Origin of the sequence: Rhodococcus sp. IEGM 1306 (genome assembly GCF_036541985.1) — a bacterium.
GTDB classification, from domain to species: Bacteria; Actinomycetota; Actinomycetes; order Mycobacteriales; family Mycobacteriaceae; genus Rhodococcus_F; species Rhodococcus_F qingshengii.
On sequence record NZ_JAZHFF010000004.1, the window covers coordinates 25,737 to 46,988 of the forward strand.

Sequence of the window (21,252 nt, forward strand, 5' to 3'; positions counted from 1 at the left end):
TCGTCTTCAACGGCTGGGTACTCAACCGTGCTGAGTGCCTACCTTACCGCATCGCGAAAACCCAGGTGAAAAGCGTTAGATCCGTACGGATTTCAAGGACCCGTGAGCGTCGACCCACGGGACCTTGGTCCCGATGACTAAGTCCCTGCGGGATCAGTCGGTGTCGGTCGCCGGGCCGGTGGTCGTAGCTCCACCCTCGTCGGCCCAGGTTCGCTCGCCCGACGGATCGGTCTGAACGTCTTTGTGTGCTGCATCGGAGCCGGTTCCGGGACCATGATCGGTGTCGGTGGTCTGCGGCTCGTCCGTCTGATCCGCGTGGTCGGTGGAATTCTGTTCAGTCATGGTGTGTGCGTTTCCTTCGGGAAGTCGTTGTTCATGTACTTGTCGTTTCCTGCTCACCCGCGAGGGGTACTCAGTAGGTGGTAGTGCGTCACATCGAGTCAGTACGCCACGTCGAGCCCGTACCAGCAAAGTCAGCTGTCACCGAAGCAGGAGATTTCACGTGAACCATATGACCGTGACGACCGAACACCTGCGTGCACTGCTCGGCAGCGGCCCCCATTCGGAATTGGTAGCGGTTGGTGGCGAGATCGAGATCTACGTCCCCGACGAAGAAGGGTTCGGCCTCGAGGGTATCTCGCTTGTCACTCGTGAGCAGTTGGCCGAACGCCTACCGTCCTCGCACGACAACCCCGACGAAGGTGAACTGCGTATCGCCGCGGAATCGTTGAGCGAGATGATCGCCGAACTCGGTGGCTGACTACTGAGGCCACTGACTACTGGGGCCACCTGACTACTGAGGCCCCCTGGCTTCAGATTCTCGCTGACTTCAGATCTGGGGGATGGGATCCGGGGGATACGGATTCGGTGGTGTCGGAGTCGGCGGCACAGGTGGTGGATTCAGCGGATCGGGTGGTGTCGGGGCGGGTGGTGTCGGCGGCCCCGGATCGGGGACCGGGCCCGGATCCGGTGGTGGGGGAGTGGTCATGAGTGCCGGGTTCCCAAACACTTGCCGAACAAACACCTAGTGTGCGGAGTGGCTTTTGGTGTTCTCCTCGGCAGGTAGATCATCCACGATGTCGACTACGGCGATGTGGACGCTCTCTGCAGAGACCGGTGGGTCCATGTCGCCGAGGATCAAGTGAACGACGTCGACGACGGTGAACCGTACCCGGTCCGACAGTTCGGCCAGATCCACTCCGTACGGCGCTGTCAGTTCGATACGTAGTGAACGTATTTCGTGGCCGTCGACGAAGAACTCGATATTGCTCGGCGAGCAGTGGTGTCGAGAACGGATCTCGGCGGCCAAATGGGTGCGGAGTACGTGATCGCTCACCGACACCGTGCCGAGACGTGGACCCTCGGACGCATGTGCGTCGAGCGGCCAACTGGACGCCGAGGTCGACCGCAGTGCCCGGATCACCTTGTCGCTGATTCGATCCCATCCTGGCTCGGGAGCGTTCCGCAGGACGTCGGATGCGTGCGCCATCAATGCGTCGGTTCGTGATTCAGTCATCGCCACCTCGTCATTCGTTCACTCAGGTTAGCCCGTGCGCGATGGTGATGCCCACGCACCGAATCCGGAGTGAGTCTCAGAATCTTGCCGATTTGAACGAACGTGAGCATCTCCACCTCTCGTAGTGTCCAGGCTGCACGCTGGCGATAAGGCAATTCACCCAAGGCTTCTTCCAGAGCTTCCAGGAACGCGGAGTTCGAGGTCGCGTCGAACGGACCGGCCTCGGGAGACGGCACGAGAGGATCGAGCAGCTTGTCGTCGATCGGTTGAGCCCGCTTGATTCGATAGCTGTCCACGATCTTTCGGGAACAGATAGCGAAAAGCCATGTTCGCATCGACGATTCGCCACGAAATGAATCGAGGCGGCGCCACGCGGCAACGAAGGTGTCCTGGACTACCTCGAGAATGTCGCCTTCGTCCGCGAGCATTCGACGCGCATATCGGTGGAGCGCGGGGCCGTAGTAGTGCACGAGTGACTCGAATGCTTCTCGGTCGCCGAGTATCGCGGCGTCCACCGTTGCAGGGTCCAAGCCGTCAGGTGCTTCGGCGAGCCCCTGTGTGTGCGGTAACGCCACAGTCGCTCCTCTCGCAGAAATGCGGATACTCGGCTGCGTTCGAAGATTGTTCGCGCGGCCGGGGCGTTGAATGTTACGGACAGTAACTAACAAGTGTCAGTGATGCACGTCAGTGACCCGGTCAAGTCCCCCAGCACCGCACGGATTTCCGATTCAGCGGTTGCGGCTCCATCGGGGTGAAAAACCCTGGCCATACGTAGCGATGATGCGAAGTGGAAAGGCGCGCCGACCAGCTTTCCGATCGCGCTCTTGACTGCCCCGACCGACTTCAGTAGAGGTTGGCTCGAAGTGACTGCCGACGGCAGATTGGTGAGCCGTGTCGACTTCGACGCCGGGCAAGCCGGAACCGGACTGCCGATTTCGGTTCCCCTGCAAGGTCTCGAAGTGGTCGACCGCAGCGTGACCGTGTCGATGATCGCTCATCTCGTTCCCGTCGACGACCGCTGTTACGACCGAACGAGATACCAGCCCCTTGCACTCCGGGACGCCTTTGTCACCTACGACGGTGCCGCGCAGCAGCCTATGACTGTTGCAACCTTCTTCCCGCCGATTTTGAGGAAGGCGACCATCTACGTCACGGATGGTTCAGCAAGGTCGCAGCAGAGTGCGGCTTTGCAACTGAGTGCGGCGATTGTCAACAAGTACGGAAGTCAGCCTGACGCCGTGGTGGTGGAGCAGCTGCCGAACGGCCAGAGCTTACCGTCCGCCGAGCCGGGACTGTTCGAGCGGGCTGTAGTGATCGGCAACAGTGGGGACGCCGGCATCGATCTCGCGGCGACTCCGAATGGTTCACCCGTGCTGCGGATTTCGGGGGACGACAAGACACTCGTTCCTCAAGTCAGTCTCTTGGCGGCGAACTTCGACGGCTACTGGGCGGCGAGCAGAGCGCTGGCGTCTCCGGACAACACAGTTGCCCAGATTTCCCAGGACGCCATCACCGTCGGTGAGCTGAAGCTCGGAACGTTGACGGCCTCCGGTCTCAATCACATCGAGGTCGACGTCCCGTTCAGTCAGTCGCAACTTGGCCGTCCGATGAAGGACGTGTCGATCCGGATGATCGGTTCCTATGTGCCGCTGCCGAATTCGCGCAACGGAGAACTGTCGATCTCGCTGGGGGATACACGCCTCGCCTCGCAGACGGTGAACGAGACTGGGCGCTTCGACATCGGCGTCGATGTTCCGAACGAACTCCTGCGTCGCGACTTGACGTTCGAGGTGTCGATGGATGTCACCGGCGACTTCCAGTGCGGCACCAGTAGCCCGTCTTCGCTCACTGTCGATCCGGCCAGCACCATCACGTCCACTACCGGATTCCCGCCGATACCTGGAGGATTCGAGGCATTACCGCAGTCGATGCTGCCCACACTCGATGTCGGTTTGAGTCACGGTGATTTCGCAGATCTCATTCGAGCGCAGCGCCTCGTCGTCACGATGCAGCGGTTGAGCTATCTTCCGTTGCAACCGCGTGTGCTCCCGTTCGGCGACGCGGCGACGAGCTCTCTGCCGGCGTTGTTGATCGCGGCGGACGGGACGCTGCCCACTCCGGTGGCTCTACCCATGGACACCGCAGATCAAGGGCTCCTGCGCTTGCAGGGTCTGGAATTCGGTGGACAGTACGGTGCCTTGCAGGTGGTTTCGGGTTCGCACAACGAAGTGGTGGCGCTGACATCTGCGAGTGATGCGGCCGATGCCGACGGCCTGCTCAACTGGTTGGAAGGTGGGAAGGACCGGTTCGCAGAACTGACCGGTGATCTCCTGGTCGCACCGCGCGGAGGAGAGCCGTTCGACGTCGGAGTCAACGTCGCCCCGTTGGGCACTGCGACCTCGGCCGAAGAGGACACCGGACTGAGCGCGGTCACGATCGGCTGGATCGGATTCGGGACCGTGGTTCTGATCGCTGTCGCCGTCGGTGGTGTGCTCGTGGCTCGGCGTCGGGGACAGTGACCGTCATCGATCGCCCGGCCCTGTCCGTCGCGGTCCACGATCTACCGGGCCGGAAGCCCTGGCGGATGTTCGTCGTCCTCTTCGCGATCTACACCGCGTTGGGCGTGTGGATGAACGCGGGTATCGGGTTCATCTTCACCGATTCGCTCAGTCGCGTCGCTGCGGTATCGGCGATGTTGCTCAGCCGTGATCCGCACTTCGCGGCGATCGGATTCGTGTTCACCCCCTTGACGGCGGCAGTCCAGATTCCGATGGGCCTGATGGGTCATTGGTGGCCGGATCTGCTGCGGTGGAACGTCACTGCGGTCGTGATGTCCGCGGCCTTCATGGCTGGTGCTGTGATTCAGATCCGCGGGATCAGTCGTGACCGTGGGTGTACGCGATGGGTCACCGTCATCTTGACCGTGCTGTTCGCTGCCAATCCGATGATCGTCATGTACGCGGCGAGCGGAATGAGCGAAGCTCCGTTCCTCTTCTTCGTTCTGTGGGCGACACGTCGACTGATTCGGTGGATGCGAAGCGACGACGTCCACGACCTCATCGGTGCCGGCCTCGCGTTCGCTCTGGCGTACCTGACCCGCTACGACGCATTGGCACCGCTGTTTGTCGCAGTGGTGCTGGTGACCGTGGTGAGTTGGCTTCGTTTCCGCCCGACCGCGGAGGAGCGGGGCGAGGGCGCGGGACCTGGCTTGCGGCTCTGGGCAGCAGCGCTCGACGGTGCCGTCGTGATGATGCCGGGATTCCTTGCCTTCGTGTTGTGGTCGTTTGCCAGTTGGCTCATCACCGGTCAAGCGTTCCAACAGTTCTCGTCGGTGTACGGGAACAGTTCCATCCTGGAGCAGGCTGGTGCCGGAACCGACTCACCGATTGCCCGCCTCGGGTTCTCGATTACCGAAATGGCCGTCCTCGGGCCCGCGCTCCCGGTGTTCGCGGTCCTGGCCGTCATCTACGCACTTCGGCGGCGGGACACCGAAGTGATCGTGCCTCTTGTGTTGTTCGGCGCCATCCTCGGCGCCCAAACCTTGCTGTACGTGATGGGATCGACGTTTCCCCTTCTGCGCTTCTACATTTCGATCATTCCGCTGTGTTTCGTGTTGGTCGTCTTGATCGCTCCTCGCGGAGCGCCGGTCGTCACGCGTCGACCGGGGGCTGCTGCGTCGCGCTCGGTGTCGACGTACCCCGAGCAGGCGGGACCGTCTCTACCTCTTGTGATCTCCCTGTGCTTGCTGGTCGGCTCGACGCTGGTCACGTTTGTCGCGATGGGTAATGCGCGGATCGCAGTGCTCGAGCATTCCATTGCCAGCGCGATCATTCCGGGCCGGCAGAACCTCGAGGAGCAGACAAATCTGCGTACGTTTGCGGCCGAGCGTCGCATTGCCAGGTACTTGGACGACTTGGCTCTGCCGGATGGATCGGTTCTGCTCGACACCGTGCAGAGCTATGCCGTCGTGGCGTCGTCGAACAACCCTCGGCAATTCGTCGTGCCCTCCGATGCGGACTTCGTGCGCGTACTGAACAACCCGGCCGAACATCACGTCGAATACATCCTGTCGGTTCCGAATACCGGTCGCGGTGTGTCGGACGCGGTCAATCGGCGCTATCCGACGATGTACGACACCGGTGCCGGCGGTGTGGGGGCGCTCGTGCTCGAGGTGCCCAACGACGGCGGGATGGACCCTTCGGCCTGGCGTTTGTATCGCGTCACCGGTGAACGTCAAACGGGTCGATGAGGCAATTCGTGTGGGAGGATTGTCCGTATGACGTGGATGGTTGTAGATGTCTTCTGAAGAAGCGCGTCCGCGTGTGCGACGCACAGTGCGTCGCCGTATCGCTGCCGCTGTAGTCAGCTTTGCAACCGTCGCGGTGGTGACAGGAATGTTCACGACGCCGGTGGTTGCCGATTCGCCCAAGACGGTCCGGGTCGGAGCGTCGTCGAGCGGACTGACGCTCGACGGACAGCCGTGGTGGCCTACCGGGCTGAATGCCTATCAACTGGCCACCGATTGGTCGGTGAACTTCGGCTGTGGCGCGATGGTCGACCTCGACGCGTACTTCGGTTCGCTGCCGCCGAACTCCGTCACGCGTTTCAACGCCTTCCAGGCGCTCGCGGTGAACAAGGTGTCCGGCGAGATGGATTTCGGACCGATGGATGCCGTGTTCGACGCTGCCGCGCGGCACAACCAGTTCACGATTCCGGTGCTCTCACCCCAGGACAGCGGGTGCGATGACGGGCTGTTCAAATCCAGGGACTGGTACACCGACGACTGGAAGGTCGCGAACCTGATCCCAGGTCGAGCCACCATGAGCTTCCAGGACTGGATGCACACCGCCGTCGACCGCTGGAAGAACGAGCCTTCCGTCGCGGCGTGGGAATTGGTGGGGGAGCCGGAACCGAGCCTGTGCACCGATGCCGCCTGCAACTGGTGGACAAGAACGTGCCCGTCTGATTCCGCGCAGGTGTTGCGGGACTTCTTCGACACGGCAGGCGCCGAACTTCGAGCGATCGATCCGAACACTCTGATCACGGCCGGATACGTCGGGGGCGGTCAGTGCGGCACTGCGGGTGACGACTACCAATACGTGAGCGAGTCCGACTTCGTCGACGTTCTGCAGTATCACGACTACGGAGCCGACGGGGTGCCGCTTCCGGGCGACCAGTGGAACGGACTGGCACGACGCATCGAACAGGCGACGAACGTCGGGAAGCCGTTGTTGGTCGCCGAGACAGGCGAATTGGCGGGTAGTTGTGAATCACTGGCGACCAGAGCCACGAATATCGAGACGAAGCTGACGGGGCAGAAGGCGGCCGGCACGGCCGGCGCTCTCCTGTGGGCATTCGTACCGGATCCACGGCCGAACGAATGCACGATGGACATCGGGCCTGACGATCCACTCTTCGACGTGATCGCTTCACTGGCAAGTTAGGACACTGCTAGTAGTCCACTGGGAGTTCCGCCCAGTGGGAGTATGGTCACGATTTGATAACAACCTGAACCTGGCATTGTTACTCGATACCCGTATTTCGTTCGTATTCAATGGTATTCAGAGGCATTCACCTGCGGATAACCGAACTTGAAGGCCGGTGGAGTCGCACGGGACCATTTACGCGGCGCCTCCAGGACCTACGTCCGGGTCGACTGGGGACGGTCCGGTCGGGGTGCTGAGTTCGTAAGTTGTGTCGTACCTGTCTCTTTGGCAAGTAGCTACGTCCCGCCGTGGTCAACGTCGAAAAAGGGCCACAACCGTTCGCCGCGGTAACGGGTAGTGAGCGGAGCGCGGTGTGCACCTCGTAGAAGTGACAACGAGGGGTGGTGTGCAGCTCTCGCGCGCAACGAATTCCGAGTTCGGGTCAACTTGCGACGGCATCGGTCGCCCGGTAGACCTTGTGCGCAGGCTGTACATGCGGTGTGAGCTTCGGTCGTCGAAATGAGGGGACGACCGCTGCATGCGCGTAACGGTAAGTGTGTGAAACATCGCGTGAGCGGAGAGGTGAACGATGACAGGGTGCGCTGAACGGTCTTTCAAGACTGCTGTGGTGCCGGCCGCCGGGATGGGGACTCGCTTCCTCCCGGCCACCAAGACGGTTCCGAAAGAGTTGCTCCCCGTGGTCGATACACCCGGGATCGAGCTGGTCGCAAGCGAAGCGGCCCAGGCAGGCGCGGAACGTCTGGTGATCGTGACTGCGCCGGGCAAGGCATCGGTCGTCGGGCATTTCGTCGAGGACCTGGTGCTCGAGGGCAAGCTCGCCGCCAGCGGAAAGCATCATCTGCTCGAGCGCGTGCGGCGTGCTCCAGGCCTCATATCCGTTGAACCGGTCGTACAGGAATCCCCGTTGGGCTTGGGACACGCTGTTGGACTGGTCGAATCGGTGCTGGACGCAGACGAGGACTCGTTCGCGGTGCTGCTGCCCGACGACCTGGTACACCCCTGCGGTGTTCTCGACACGATGGCGAAGGTGCGTGCCGAGCACGGTGGCTCAGTGCTGTGCGCGTTCGACGTCGCACCGGATCTTGTTGGCGCATACGGAGTGTTCGATGTCCGAGCGCCGGAAGAAGGCGATGACCCCGACGTGCTCGCAGTCGTCGGCATGGTCGAGAAGCCGGACCCTGCGGATGCCCCGTCGACACTCGCAGCGGCCGGACGCTATCTCCTCGATCGCGCGGTTTTCGACGCGCTCAGAAGAATTTCACCCGGACAAGGTGGCGAGCTGCAACTGACGGATGCAATTGCGCTGTTGATAGCGGAGGGACATCCGGTTCACGTCGTCGTGCATCACGGAACCCGCCATGATCTGGGTAACCCGGGTGGCTTTCTGCGGGCTTCTCTCGACCATGCGCTCAGCCGCACCGAGTACGGACCGGAATTACGAGTCTGGCTCAAGGAAAGGTTGGATCAACCGGATCCGCAGTTGACTTACTGATCTTCGGGGCTGTGTGACGCGGAGCGTCTCGCCAGTTCGTCGACGAGTTCTCGGGTGCTGAGGGCGGACAGCGAAATCGGTTTGTCGTCCAGCCCTGATTCGTCGGGTGTCATGTATCCCGCGGCGACGAGAATTTCCTGTACGTGGACGTCGAAGACGCGGCACGCAGTTCTGATCGTGTCCTGCGTGGGAGGGCGTTTCGCGGACAGCCACCGACCGAGCTCCGATGGTCGTATTCCCAGCGCACGCGCAGCATCGGCCACGTCTGTTTCTTGGCGAAGTTCCAGTTGATGCTTCACCCATTCCGAAAAACCGCTCATACCGGTCATAGTGCCTGAGTGCTGCGCGGTAAGCCAGCGCCGCCCCGGCGCATAAGCCACTGAACGTCGATTCTGTGATCGTTCGGCAACCTTTCACTGCGATTCTCGCGTATCGGTAGTTAAGTTCTGTGACTGAAATGAGTGTTTACCGCAACCGTCTAGCTGTGTGTTTTCCGTGGAAATCCGGATTCGGGTGAAATTGCGGGTGAGATTGATCAGTAGACATAACTCACACCTGTGTAAAACGCGAGGCTCACGCTCTCAGGTGTTCAGACCGTGAAAAGTTTTCTCCCAGTACGACGGGTTGCGAATCAATTGATAGGTTCCCTTGATTGCCGCGATGCTCATGAGTACCCAGTACAACGGAGCAGTCAGACAGGCAACGAGGAGCATCGCGTTTCGCGTTTCGCGGCACGCCACGAGGTTCATGTAGAGAACGGCGGCATTTCCGAATGCCAGAGAGATCAGCGCGGGGAAATAGACGTAGTTGGGGAAGATCTGGTGGATGACTTCAGGTTGTCCGAGAATCCAGTCCAGGCTGATGAGCCAGAACACCATGTTCAAAGTGGCGACCACGGGTGTGCCGGCCATGAGAATTGTGAATCTGAGAAAGCCGATCGGGCCCAAACCACGCCACAATTTCACCGGCTGACGCATGTGAACGAGCCACGTCTGCAAATATCCCTTGTACCAACGCGATCGCTGCCTTATCCAGTTGATCGTGTCGCTGTTGGCTTCTTCGAGTGTGGTGGAATTCAAGACCGCGGTGCGATATCCGCTCTCGGCTATCCGCACCCCGAGGTCTGCGTCCTCGGTGACGTTGAAAGGATCCCATGCACCGATCTCGTCGAGAACGCTGCGTCGTAGATGATTAGAGGTTCCGCCGAGAGGGATCGGTGAATTGCTCCGCATCAATCCAGGAAGGATGAAGCTGAACCACAGCGCGTAATCGGCGGTGAACCATGCGGTCAACAGGTTCTGAGTTCCGTTGTGGAATGCAAGTTTGGCCTGAACGCAAGCAGTGTTCTCGGGAAGCTTCGCGAAAGTTGCGACTACTCGACGTAATTGGAGTGGGTCGGGGGAATCTTCGGCGTCGTAGATCGTGACGATCTCGCCCGTCGAGAAATGCAGCCCGTAGTTGCATGCTTTCGGTTTGGTTCGTGGATCGGCCGCGGGCACCTTCAGAATGCTGACGACCTCGTCCACACCGGCGGCAAGCGCCGCTTCGATCGTGATGGCATCATCCTCCTCGAGTAGGAGCAGGACTTGCATCTTGTCTGCCGGATAATCGATCGCTCGCATGGCTGCGATGAGGTCGCCGACGACCTCCGGCTCGTTGTATGCGGGGACCAGAATGGTGTAGGTGGGAAGGTCGTCGTATGAAAGAGCAAGTGCCTCTTCGTCACTGATCGTCATGATCGAGGACGCATCAAGACCCCTCGTGAACAAGATCAAGCGGTCGACCATCGCCCAGATATATCCGATGGTGCAGATCAATGTCAGAGCGATGAGAGTTGGCGCGAGGAAGAAGACGAGGCTGACGGCAACCAACGCGAAGCCCACCAATAACACGTTTCGTTGCCACGGGTAGAAGGCAACCGAAGCGGATGAGATCGGATGGCGCTCGCGTAGTCCGTTCACTGCATCGTGCAGGGCAGCCTCGCGGTACTCCGGTGTATCCGGGTCGCCGTTGACCACGACACTGTTCTGCCGGCTTCGGTTTTCGTTCACCACGTCTGAGCCTCCACGAGTAGTCGAGCGAGCGCTTCGAGCATGTCCAGATCCTTGTACTCGGATTCGGTGTCTTCGGTCGAGGTTTCACCACGAAGCAGGACGGCGAGCGTATTGCTACCGTTGGACGCCATCGACGGCTTCGGTTCGGGGAAGTAGGCATCGGGTTCGTGATTGTCGACGCTGATCAGGCTGACTCGCTGCGCGGCTCCGTCGCCCCGCGTCCAGACGAAATTGAGATTGCTCCATGTGAGAAGGAGAGCGTCGTCGACGATCGTGTACATCTCGGCGACGATCCCGCGTGGTAACTCCACCGTGACCGTCGGGCTGACTCTCGCATTCTCCAGGTCGTATGTGGTCTTGCTGGGATACACGGCGAGCGTGGATGGCCGACGGACCTGGACGACGTCAATCTGTACCGTGCGAGGCCGCATCTGTGAGTCCCAGGCAGGATTCGGGGTGTCGGCCCGAATGGTCTGACGGCTCAGTTCGGAGGTGCTGCCGAAGTAGCGACGGGGCCAGTCGTATTCGGATGCTGCAATCTGATGCCAGCCCAGTGGAACGACAAGTCGAGGATCGGCAGTAGCCGGGGGCGGACCGACGTTAACGGTCAGGCTTGTCGGTGGCAGCGGTGTGAAGAACATCAGCACGGCGGCGGCAAATACCGCGAGGATGGTCCAGTTGCTCGTGGCTGTCGAGGGCTTTCGGAGTGGTCGGTCGAACGGCTTGAGCGACTTTCCCCGGCGTTCGTACAGATAGAAGGCGGCACCGACGACAATTGCGGTCCCGAGCGCCGGAAACAACTGCACGACGAAAAGCGGAGCAGTGGGGTACTTCTGAATCGTGACGTAGAGGACCACCACGCCGAGTACCGTTGCGGCGACGAACGCGATCGCCCCTCGCCTCCACGTTCTACTGACGGCGATCGTGGTCGCGGCAGACGCGACCAGCACCATGAGGACGCTGTAGTCGAAACGGGTCCCGCCCATTTCGGTCGCGATGGCTCGGTAATGCAGGGGCGCCAGGATGATCGGGACCACCCAGATCGCCCAGTACCGATTGACCGGACGGAGCCCGAACATCAGAACCGCTGCGCTCCAAACGAATATCCAGGCTGCGATCACGTCGATATGCATCAATTCGTACGTCTCGGCAAAGCGCGGTAGCAGGAGTGCCTGGAGTCCCAACGCGACGAAGAGACCGATGCAACCGACTATCTTGTCCGTCTCGCGATCGTGAATAGGAAGTTCCGGACCGCGCCTCAAGTCTGTTCCGACGGCCGCAACAAGGCACAACAGCGGTAGGGCGAAGACATAGCCGATGGCTGTGCCGCTGGCCGTGCTCTGCCATAGCTTGGTCCAGGTAGGCCAGAAGGCAAAGATCGTGGCGAGCACTATCATCAACCATCGCACGGCGAGTCGAGGAACGATCCCGGACTCGGAGCGGATCTCACGAATCTTCAACATTTTCAGTTCCATTCGCTTGTACCCGATATGTCTACGTGCGATTCGAGGCTGCGCACTCGCTGGAGACCGCCGATCACCGCCCTCGGTTCGGCGCCACGTGCTGACATTACTTGATCAAGACATAACGCCCACGACGCGTCGAGGACCCGCCCCCGAGCGGTTCGGCCCTCGCGCTTTCATGTTTTACATCTCACATAGTGGGAAGCATGAAATCTTTTTTTCGACGCTTCGCGAAGGGCTTGGTCATCCGTGTGGCAATGCGAGATTTTCGATCTGCCGAATTACTGGACGTCGAAGGCTAATTCACCTTCGGATTGCAGAAAGTTCAATCAGGTCGAGCCGATTCGACCTTCGGGGACATAGGTCCCCGGAATGCAGGGACGGTTCTCGATTGTGTTGTTTCGGGTCCAGTTACCCAAGCGAAAGAACTGTGGTCTGCACTGACTAGGAATGTCCGCTTTGTGAGCTATTGCGATCGTTGGGACCTAAGGCCTGAGTGATTTCTGGAATCGGACGGATAGCTGAGTTATAGCTACCAGTTGGTAACTGGGGCGAGAATGATGGACTGACATCGCGGCCACCGAATATGAACAATTGTCCAGGAGCCTTCGGGTGTCTGAGTCGAGACGAGATTGCTGCTTAGAGTCTTGACCTGCAACATTATTCGAATTGAACTCGGGCCTTCGAGATGTTCTCATAGTATCCACACGGCACGTGCAACGCCCCCGGATTATCAAGTTGCAATGTTGCCGACACCTAAGCGGAACATTTGCTCTACTCCATATTTTTGGTGTGTCTGCGGCTTTTGGATGCAAACCGGAAATTCCGAAGAACGGTCGGGGCCTGGCGGCTCGCAAACGGGAAGGTTGGTCAGATGTCGGCATTGGACATGCCCATGGCGCCGTCGCTCGGGTATCAGCGTCCGCGCATCGTGCCGGACTCCCGTGCGGAGTTTTCCTCGCGTGCTGCGTGGCAGCAGCGTTACATACGCGCTCTGACAGTGACGGATTCGCTGATTGTCATCGGGGCGGTGTCGGCTGCTCAGTGGCTTCGATTCGGCGCCGCGCCGACTGCCGTCGACGCCCGTGAGCTCGGGCAGTTCAGCTACACCGGATTGTCCGTCGGTGTCGTGGTCGCATGGCTGGCGACGTTGCAGATATTCCGGACGAGATCCGCGAGTGTGATCGGGAGCGGTCCGGAAGAGTATCGGCGAATCCTCGTGTCCGCGATGAGATTGTTCGGGGTCATCGCGATCGTGAGCCTTCTGCTTCGACTCGACATCGCCCGGCTGTACCTCGCTTTCGCATTTCCCGTCGGGCTTCTCGCACTACTTGTCAGCCGCTGGCTGTGGCGTGGGGTGATCGTACGACGTCGTACGCGCGGAGAGTGCCTCACATCTGTACTGGTGGTGGGCAGCAAGGACGCCGGCGCTGAACTGGCACGAAACTTCGAGCGAGGTAGTGCTGACGGTTTCCGCGTGGTCGGAGTGTGTGTGCCAGGTTTCCTTCGGCGCGCAGACGAATCCATTGCGGTCGACGGACGTGACATACCGCTTCTCGGCGGTGAGACGTCGGTTGTCGAAGCATTGGAACTGGTCGGCGCAGACACCGTTGCCGTGACGGCAACCGAGCATCTCGGCTCGGACGGTATCCGCGCGCTTGCCTGGGATCTGGAATCGCGGGACGTGGACCTGGTCGTTGCGCCCAGCATCGTCGATGTGTCGGGCCCACGATTGTCGATGCGCCCGGTAGCAGGTCAGCCTCTGATTCGCGTCGAGCGACCGAAATATCATGGTGCGCAACGCTTTGCGAAATCATCGTTCGATGTGATCTTTGCGTCGCTGATCTTGGTCGCGATCGCACCTGTTCTTCTGGTGGCGGCGATGGCGGTCAAGATCTCGAGTCCGGGACCGGTGTTGTACCGAGCAGAGCGAATGGGACTGGACGGCAAACCGTTCCCGATGCTCAAGTTCCGTTCGATGGTCCAGAATGCGGACTCGCAGGTGTCGTCGTTGATGGCCCAGAACGACGGCGCCGGTGTGCTCTTCAAGATGCGCGACGACCCGCGCGTTACACCGGTCGGGCGCTTCCTGCGCAGATACTCGATCGATGAACTGCCTCAGTTCGTGAACGTTCTTCGTCGCGAGATGAGCGTTGTAGGCCCCAGGCCGCCGCTGCGTCGCGAGGTCGAGGCATACGACGGAACAGTCAGTCGCAGACTTCTCGTCAAGCCAGGCATCACAGGGTTGTGGCAGGTCAGCGGACGATCGGATCTTTCCTGGGAAGAGACTGTACGACTTGATCTTTCGTACGTCGACAACTGGTCGCTCATGGGGGATGTCTTGATCGTCGGCAAAACACTGAAAGCGGTATTGGCCAGTGACGGCGCATATTGAGATGTGAATGCCCGCAGCAGGTGAGCAGTCGATCGAATCTAGTGGAAAGACGCAGCTCGCCTTGGTCTTTCGTATGTCGACGACTGGTTGATGACGAGCGACATCATGATCGTCGCGAAGACGCTCGAGGCGGTGTTGGGAAGTGATAGAGCAAATTGACCAGGAGAAGTTTGTGTCGGAACCGCCAAAGTTGAAGTCTTTGCTCGTCGTGGCACCCTGGTTGGAAGGTGGGGGTGCACAAAAGTCACTGTGCGGATTACTACGCGGCCTTGCCGACACACATACGACCGTCGTCACTTTGTTTGCAGGCTGCCGAGACTTCAACGAGGTTTCCGACCTTGCCGACGAGTTCGTCATGCTCGACTATCCAAGGAGTCCTCGCGGACTGGTCGGAGCCAGTCGTGCAATAACAACACATCTTCAGCGTTCGGATGTGGTCTATTCACTGATGAGGGGCAGCCATGTCGCACTCGGCGTCGCGAGTGTCTTCAAACGCCTTCCGAGTGAGCTGATTGCGACCTTCCATCAGTTGCCGAGTGCGGATGAAACTGGCGTTGTCTCCCTGATCGAGAACGTGCTCGTTCGTAATGCACTTCGGAACGCAAAGCTGATCACTGCACCTTCGGAATTAGCCGTGAGTCAGATTCGCCAACGACGTTACGGACCGCATGCTCGCCTTGTATACGAGCCGAACTTGATCCGAGTTGACTCGAGAGAAACCACTCGTCGTGAACGTGCGGGGGCACCCCTACGGCTCTTGGCTTGTGGTCGTCTATCCAAGCAGAAGGGTTTCGATCGAATTCCCGAACTTCTGTCAGATATCGAGATTCCTTGTGAAGTCAAAATCTTGGGATCAGGGCCGGAAGAGGAAGATCTGAAACGGCGGTTCGACGATGCGAAGCCTTCTGCGCATACGGTGGAACTAGTCGGACGCGTCGATGATGTTGTGCCCTACCTGGATTGGTCAGATGCGGCATTCATGCCCAGTCGAAACGAACTCAATCCTGTGTTCGTATGGGAGGCGTGGGCACGCGGCCGGCCGGTTGTTGCCACCGATCTACCTGCATTCGAGGATCTGCGTACCTCCGGGCCAGTGCTCACATTTACCGGCGCGGCCAGCCTGCGGTCCGCCCTCGGCATCGTATCGAGTGACGGGTACCGAGATTCTGCCTATTCAATGGGTTTGCAGGCGTCCCGCACCATGACGACCAGGAGTGAGATCGTTGCCCGAATACAATCGTGACCGCCCGCGCATCCTGGTCATTCATGCATACAGTGCTCAAAACTCTGGCGACCGGTTGCTGGTGGAGGAAACACTCGAATTGCTGAGATCGGTGTGGCCGGACTCTGTCGTCGACGTGATTGCCACTGATGCAGAATCATTCCGCCACCATCCGATGGCGAACCATGTCAAGTTCCATCAGTGGACATCGGCATGGATTCCGAACCCGAAAAAGAAGGCGTCCGTACGCGTTTCCATGCTGGCCAGTTCACTCACCGGCGGGCCGGCATCTGTCAAGATGCTGTTCGAGCAAGCAGATTTGGTTGTCGCCGTCGGGGGCGGATACCTACGAGGTTCGTCTGTTTCTGAAGCCCTGAAAACTGCAGGGGCGCATTTCGGTCAACTCGATCTTGCCGCACGAAGTCGTGCGCGCAAGATCTATCTCCCGCAGAGTATCGGCCCGTTCCCGAGCCTTCTCCGTCGCCGCATCGCAGGTTCGCTGAAGGCGATGGACCAGGTGCTCGTTCGAGACGATCGATCACACGAATTGTTCGCTGACCTCGGCAATGTCGAACGAATCTCGGATCTGGCGGTTCTCAAGATGGCGGAGGTCCGTGCACCTCGCAATATCGAGATCACGCATGGCCCGGTAGTCGTGGCCCGTGAGCTCTCCCGCCCTGGATCCTACGAGAACACTTTGTCCGACTTGGCTCGGTCAGATCATGTCGTATGGGCGATTCAGTCCACGGGTGGCGGAAACAATGACACGCCCCTCACCGCCAAATACTCTCCGGAAACCCCAAAGCCATTGCAGCACTATCTGGAAAGCGCGGAGAATCGCGTTGTTGTCAGTACACGCCTCCACGGATCGTTGTCTGCATTGCTCGCTGGAAAGCCGAGTGTGCACCTAGGCTACGAACGAAAATCATGGGGAGCTTTTCATGATCTGGGGCTGGAACAATACGTTCTCGATGCCCGACGGACTTCGGCAACGCGCGTTCTCGACGCGGTGGAATCGATTCGAGACGATCCAGCCACTTACTGGAGTCTGATCGATTCACGCATCGAGGCCGTCGCGTCCCAGAGGGAACGCCTGCTCGACTCCCTGGCTGTGCCATGCCAGTCGCCGACGGTCGGCCAATGACATGAATCTCTCGATCCTGTTGTTTGCCAGTGTTTTTCTCTTGCTGATCGCACGTGCAAATGTGGTTACGGTGTTGCAAAACCGACCTCAAACCTCGACAAATGGTCGCTGCGATCTGGGCGCTGCTGACCACGGACGACGAAGATCGATACTTGGCATCGGCGCTTATCGTGACCACGGCTGCTTGGGTTTCCCGGAGGCGCCGATCCAACCCTATCGAACCGGTCTGCTTCCGTTCTTGTGCCTTCTCCTCCTTCTCTTGTGCTCCTCAGGCATGCGGAAACGATCATTTGATACTTCGGAGACGGAAGACGTTGAGATGAAAACGATTCGAGATGCACCGGTTGGTGCCGGTCCGACGAGAGATGGTGCGCGATGAAAGTTCTGCATGTCACGGAAGCACTCGGAGGGGGTGTAAGCACCGCGATCTTGAATTATCAGGCGTTGACCCCGGAAATGCATCACTGCGTGATCGCTCGCGAACGGGTCGGGCAGAGCACGTACAATTTTCCCTCCGAACTCAGCGTGACATTGGTACCTGGAAGTTTGGCCGCACTGTTACTGTCCGCGATTCGTATGGTGCGCCGAGGAGATTTCGATATTCTGCACCTGCATTCCAGTCTTGCCGGTCTCGCCCGGATCATCCCAGGACACCGGGCTGGGATCGTATACACCCCACACTGCTATGCGTTCGAGCGCACCGACGTCAGCCCTCTCGCGCGGGTACTCTACAAGTCTGTTGAGCGTGGGCTACTTTCGATTCGGCGCCAGTGCGTTGTCGCGGTGAGTGGACGAGAAGCCGAGTTGACTACGGAGTTGTCGAACTCCTCCATCTCGATCGTGGTCGGCAACGTATCACCGACCGATCACGGCGGGTATTTGCGCGCAAGCAGCCATGGGGCAACGGAAACATCGGCTGAAAGAAGCCGAGTAGTGATGGTGGGAAGAATATTTCCCCAAAAAGATCCCCAATTGTTCGCCGATATTGCATCAAGGCTGTCGAGCAGGTTCGAGTTCGTGTGGGTAGGAGATGGTGAAGCCGTCTTGAAAGAAAGTCTCGTGGAATCAGGGGTTCGGGTGACGGGCTGGATTCCAGCTGAACAGGTGCTGGATGAAGTGCGCGCCAGTTCGCTGTATCTCCATACTGCAGCCTGGGAGGGCGCTCCGATATCCGCGGCGGAGGCTGCCGCTGTAGGTGTCTCCGTAATCAGTCGAGATATCAAAAGTATGGTCTCGCTTGGTTATCCAGTCGCCGGCAATACCGCCGAGTCGCTTTCGACGGCCGTCACACACTATTTCGACTGCCTGGACTACCGGACCGCAGTTCAGGCCAAGACACAAAGTTTCAACCGAACTGTCGACGTCGTGAGTGCGCGGACAGCACTCAATGACGCCTATGCACTCGCGAGAGGGGTTTCTCGATGAACTCATCGGTCACCGTCATTACCATCACCAGGAACGATCTATCTGGGCTGGTCCGCACGATCGAGAGTGTCCGGACTCAGAGTGCACGAGGAGTCGAACACATCGTGATCGACGGTGGCTCGACCGATGGGACTGTGGAATACCTTGATTCACTGGGTGATTCGTTGGTGTGGAACACAGGTCTCGACAGCGGTCGTTATGACGCAATGAACATCGGTGCAGAGTTGGCGAGTGGCGAATTGCTGTGGTTCATGCACTCGTCGGACGTATTCCATTCAGGTGACGTTCTGGAACGAGTTTCTCGGGAGTATCAAAGAGGGGACGTCTCTTGGCGGTGGGGTTACGGGCTGAGCAACATTCATGACTCCGGAAGTTCCATCGGAATCGGTGGCCGGATCCCGTTCAGTCTGTCCCGATTCTCCCTGGGTGGAAACATCATTCCCCATCAAGCATGTGTGATCGAGAAGTCTCTGCATGTTGAGATCGGCGGTTACGATACCGAATTCGGGCTCAGTGCCGATCAGCTGTATCTGTTGAAGATGGCAGTCCGATCAGAACCGCGGGTGTGGACCGAGTTCTTCTGTGATTTCGATTCGGCCGGTGCTGGTTCGGTGCGGGGCATGATGGATCACTATCGGGACATGCGGCGATCGCGCGCCCTGACCGGTGTCACAGTCTTCAGGTCGCACCGGCTCGATTATGCAGTGTCCTTGGGAGTTGCGCTTCTTGCAAAAACTGATCGTGTCCAAAGACGAGTACTAGCGGGGGTGACTCCTCGTGTCCGGTGAATCTTCAGAACCCACAACGGAATTGAAGTCGAACTTCGCAGTTGTCATACCAGCTTTCAACGCGGAAGCCACACTTATGGCGTCAATCGAGAGCGCGCACAATGCGGGCGCTTCGGAAGTCATCGTGGTGGACGACGGATCCACAGACGGTACCGCCGCGCTATGTCGCGCCCACGACATCCGTGTCCTGACGCAGCCCAATGCGGGTGCATACCTTGCGAGACGACGGGGGGCCGCGCTTGTCACGGCACCGTACATCGTGTTCCTGGACGCGGATGATCTTCTGGTCACATCCGGCGTTCACGAGTCCTTGCGTATTCTCTCCGCGCAGGCGGACTGCGCAGTCGTCGCTGGACGTGTGATGGCGAGCCTCCCGCGTGGGCGTAGTCGGTTGAACAAACAGTCGTACTCCGAGATCAATACTCGAACCCTGTTGACGCAAGGTTATGGTCCGTTTCCACCGGGAGCGGCGCTGGTTCGGCGTGCCGATTACGAAGCGGCGATCGCTCTCGACGTACCTGAGATCGTCGAGCGTTATGCCGACGACTACGAATTGTTCATTCGGCTATCCGTCGTCGGCCGAATCGTTCAACACAACACTGTGTCCCTCGTGTATTCGATGTACGCAGGGAAATCCATTGGTTCTCCCGAGAAATCGCTATTGTGCAAGGAGTCGATCAGGGGGCACTACGCGCGACATCTGGGGATCACCGTTCGGCTGATGAGCGCATCGGCGGTTGCCGCAGCTGCGAACGCACGTATGGGACGAGCGTCGTTCGCGCGTGGGTTTTACCTGCGGGGCTGCACGAAGGTAGCAGTTGCCGCGTGCTACAAGGTACTTTCTCGGCTCGATAACAGCGGTCTGAAGCAGTCCACAATCGTGTCTGGTGCGGGAACCTCGGAGGCGCGAGGGTGAACACAGTGGTCAGCTCTTACCTGAGGTCGGCGAAGTCGATCGACCTGGGTGGGACCGGGTTCTTTCGACTGGTAGGTCTGCTGGCCGGAGCTTGTGCGAACTTCGCCGTAATAGCAATTCTGTCTCGCGACTACGGCGTTGAGTACTACGCCTTCTATGCGCTGATGGCGTCCATGTTGAACCTACTTCCCTTCGCGGACTTCGGTATCGGCGCGACCATGGTTAATGCAACAGCAGATTACCGAAGTGGTGCACTCGATCGGATGTCGTTCCAATCCCATTTTCGGCGGGCGAGTCTGGTTACCGTTCTGGTGTCCCTCGCTGTCGCAAGCCTCGCTTTCCTGTTCTACCAGTTGGGGCTGTGGGTGCCGATGCTAGGCGCAGTCGGTGAGATGAGTCATGCGTCAGCGCTGGCCACAGTGGTGATTATATCTGCGGCAGTTGGTATTCCGTTGGGTTTGGGATCCCGCATCCTGCAGGGTTGCGGAAAGATGCGCGTTGTCGTTACCGCAGCGTTGATCGGTCCGATCATTCAACTGATCGTGATAGTGGTCTGTTGGACTACTCACGCGCCGGCCTACCTGTTTGTTCTGGCACCGTGCGCAGGCTACCTCGCCGTCGGATTTCTGACCCTTGCTCTCGCGCTTCGGTCGATTTCCGGCGACGTGGGTTCGTTGGTCGGCTGGAGTCTTACAAGCCCGGTGCGAGTTCGCATGGCTGAAACTGCGGTTCCGTTTTTTCTCATATCGATCGGCATGGTCGTCGGCTTTCAGAGCCATAGGTTGCTGATCTCCACTTTCGGGACGGTGGAAGACGTCGCACAATATTCGGTAGTGGCGCAATTCGCTGGACCGCTACTGGCGATCTTGGGAGTGATGGGTCAGAACTTGTGGTCGAGATATCGCCAACGCTACCGACTCGGGACACTTCGGGTACGCGAATTTTCCCAGCATATAGTGCTTCTCGGCACTGTAGGCGCCGTATTTGCGCTCGCCCTGATCGTCATCAGCTATCCGGGAATACGGTTTGTCTCGGGTGGAAGCCTTGCCGTGCCACTGGCAACCGTTTTGGCCGGAAGTGTTTACATCCTTGTTGTTTCGGTGCATCAACCGGCGGCAATGTTCCTCATGGACCCGCGAGGGCTGTGGTTGCAAGTCCTGTGCGTCTGGCTGAGCGGCCTCGCCGGGATGGCATTGGCAATATCTTTGATTCCTGATCTCGGACCCGCCGCGCTGTACCTGGGGTTATCCGCAGGAATGGTTGTACTCCAAGTCATTCCGTGCATCTGTATTTCGGTGCGGCGAATTTCGAGCATGGAGAAGACGGGCGTGACCGTGTGAATAGATGCCCGAAAATCTTGAAATCGTACATACAGATGGTCGTACATACA

At 59.2% G+C, this 21,252-nt stretch carries 18 protein-coding genes; 12 read left to right on the forward strand and 6 right to left on the reverse strand.

Features of this window, described 5'->3' with window-relative positions:
• Positions 1-153: 153 nt before the first annotated feature.
• Complete coding sequence (locus tag V3587_RS12635; protein WP_124567378.1) at positions 154-342, reverse strand: PI-type proteinase; 189 nt, start codon at positions 340-342, stop codon at positions 154-156.
• 169 nt (positions 343-511) lie between these two features.
• Here V3587_RS12635 and V3587_RS12640 point away from each other — a divergent pair, with 169 nt between their 5' ends.
• Positions 512-760, forward strand: a complete 249-nt coding sequence (locus V3587_RS12640; RefSeq protein WP_095971909.1) for a hypothetical protein — start codon at positions 512-514, stop codon at positions 758-760.
• A gap of 264 nt (positions 761-1,024) precedes the next feature.
• On the opposite strand, the gene V3587_RS12645 is transcribed toward V3587_RS12640, so the two are convergent.
• Together V3587_RS12645 and V3587_RS12650 are read right to left on the reverse strand one after the other, a co-directional pair.
• On the reverse strand, positions 1,025-1,516 hold the full coding sequence (locus tag V3587_RS12645) for a hypothetical protein (RefSeq protein ID WP_283376867.1): 492 nt from the start codon (positions 1,514-1,516) through the stop codon (positions 1,025-1,027).
• Positions 1,513-2,091: an RNA polymerase sigma factor gene (locus V3587_RS12650; protein ID WP_029537811.1), complete on the reverse strand. Its 579-nt coding sequence runs from the start codon at positions 2,089-2,091 to the stop codon at positions 1,513-1,515. Before V3587_RS12650 ends, V3587_RS12645 begins: the two co-directional genes overlap by 4 nt.
• Before the next feature lie 249 nt (positions 2,092-2,340).
• On the opposite strand from V3587_RS12650, the gene V3587_RS12655 reads away from it, so the two are divergent.
• The 4 genes from V3587_RS12655 to V3587_RS12670 all read left to right on the forward strand — a co-directional run bounded on the left by V3587_RS12655 (position 2,341) and on the right by V3587_RS12670 (position 8,455).
• Complete coding sequence (locus tag V3587_RS12655) at positions 2,341-4,035, forward strand: hypothetical protein (protein ID WP_283376866.1); 1,695 nt, start codon at positions 2,341-2,343, stop codon at positions 4,033-4,035.
• Positions 4,032-5,765, forward strand: coding sequence for an ArnT family glycosyltransferase (locus V3587_RS12660; protein WP_283376865.1), 1,734 nt, complete (start codon positions 4,032-4,034; stop codon positions 5,763-5,765). The genes V3587_RS12655 and V3587_RS12660 overlap by 4 nt, the downstream gene beginning before the upstream one ends.
• Positions 5,766-5,811: 46 nt before the next feature.
• Positions 5,812-6,960, forward strand: coding sequence for a cellulase family glycosylhydrolase (locus tag V3587_RS12665; protein ID WP_283376864.1), 1,149 nt, complete (start codon positions 5,812-5,814; stop codon positions 6,958-6,960).
• A gap of 571 nt (positions 6,961-7,531) precedes the next feature.
• Positions 7,532-8,455, forward strand: coding sequence for a UTP--glucose-1-phosphate uridylyltransferase (locus tag V3587_RS12670; RefSeq protein ID WP_095971921.1), 924 nt, complete (start codon positions 7,532-7,534; stop codon positions 8,453-8,455).
• Here V3587_RS12670 and V3587_RS12675 read toward each other — a convergent pair.
• The 3 genes from V3587_RS12675 to V3587_RS12685 all read right to left on the reverse strand — a co-directional run bounded on the left by V3587_RS12675 (position 8,449) and on the right by V3587_RS12685 (position 11,972).
• A complete protein-coding gene (locus tag V3587_RS12675) occupies positions 8,449-8,775 on the reverse strand; it encodes a helix-turn-helix domain-containing protein (RefSeq protein ID WP_235171503.1) in 327 nt (108 codons plus the stop codon). The genes V3587_RS12670 and V3587_RS12675 overlap by 7 nt on opposite strands.
• Positions 8,776-9,036: 261 nt before the next feature.
• Entirely contained in the window at positions 9,037-10,506 is a 1,470-nt protein-coding gene (locus tag V3587_RS12680; protein ID WP_397487149.1) for a glycosyltransferase, read from the reverse strand.
• Positions 10,503-11,972, reverse strand: a complete 1,470-nt coding sequence (locus V3587_RS12685; protein ID WP_283376863.1) for a hypothetical protein — start codon at positions 11,970-11,972, stop codon at positions 10,503-10,505. The genes V3587_RS12680 and V3587_RS12685 overlap by 4 nt, the downstream gene beginning before the upstream one ends.
• Positions 11,973-12,846: 874 nt before the next feature.
• On the opposite strand from V3587_RS12685, the gene V3587_RS12690 reads away from it, so the two are divergent.
• The 7 genes from V3587_RS12690 (at position 12,847) to V3587_RS12720 (ending at position 21,202) form a co-directional block, all read left to right on the forward strand.
• Positions 12,847-14,367 (forward strand): sugar transferase, encoded by a 1,521-nt coding sequence (locus V3587_RS12690; protein WP_124567370.1) that lies wholly within the window; start codon positions 12,847-12,849, stop codon positions 14,365-14,367.
• 208 nt (positions 14,368-14,575) lie between these two features.
• A complete protein-coding gene (locus V3587_RS12695; RefSeq protein WP_331701496.1) occupies positions 14,576-15,610 on the forward strand; it encodes a glycosyltransferase in 1,035 nt (344 codons plus the stop codon).
• Positions 15,582-16,733 carry a polysaccharide pyruvyl transferase family protein gene (locus tag V3587_RS12700; RefSeq protein WP_253252966.1) on the forward strand — a complete coding sequence of 384 codons (1,152 nt, stop codon included), beginning with the start codon at positions 15,582-15,584 and terminating at the stop codon, positions 16,731-16,733. Before V3587_RS12695 ends, V3587_RS12700 begins: the two co-directional genes overlap by 29 nt.
• A 375-nt stretch (positions 16,734-17,108) precedes the next feature.
• Positions 17,109-18,158, forward strand: a complete 1,050-nt coding sequence (locus tag V3587_RS12705; protein WP_283376862.1) for a glycosyltransferase — start codon at positions 17,109-17,111, stop codon at positions 18,156-18,158.
• On the forward strand, positions 18,155-18,946 hold the full coding sequence (locus V3587_RS12710; RefSeq protein WP_095971928.1) for a glycosyltransferase: 792 nt from the start codon (positions 18,155-18,157) through the stop codon (positions 18,944-18,946). Before V3587_RS12705 ends, V3587_RS12710 begins: the two co-directional genes overlap by 4 nt.
• Positions 18,936-19,862, forward strand: coding sequence for a glycosyltransferase family 2 protein (locus V3587_RS12715; RefSeq protein WP_095971929.1), 927 nt, complete (start codon positions 18,936-18,938; stop codon positions 19,860-19,862). Before V3587_RS12710 ends, V3587_RS12715 begins: the two co-directional genes overlap by 11 nt.
• Before the next feature lie 5 nt (positions 19,863-19,867).
• Positions 19,868-21,202, forward strand: a complete 1,335-nt coding sequence (locus tag V3587_RS12720; RefSeq protein WP_260395490.1) for a lipopolysaccharide biosynthesis protein — start codon at positions 19,868-19,870, stop codon at positions 21,200-21,202.
• Positions 21,203-21,252 lie beyond the last annotated feature (50 nt).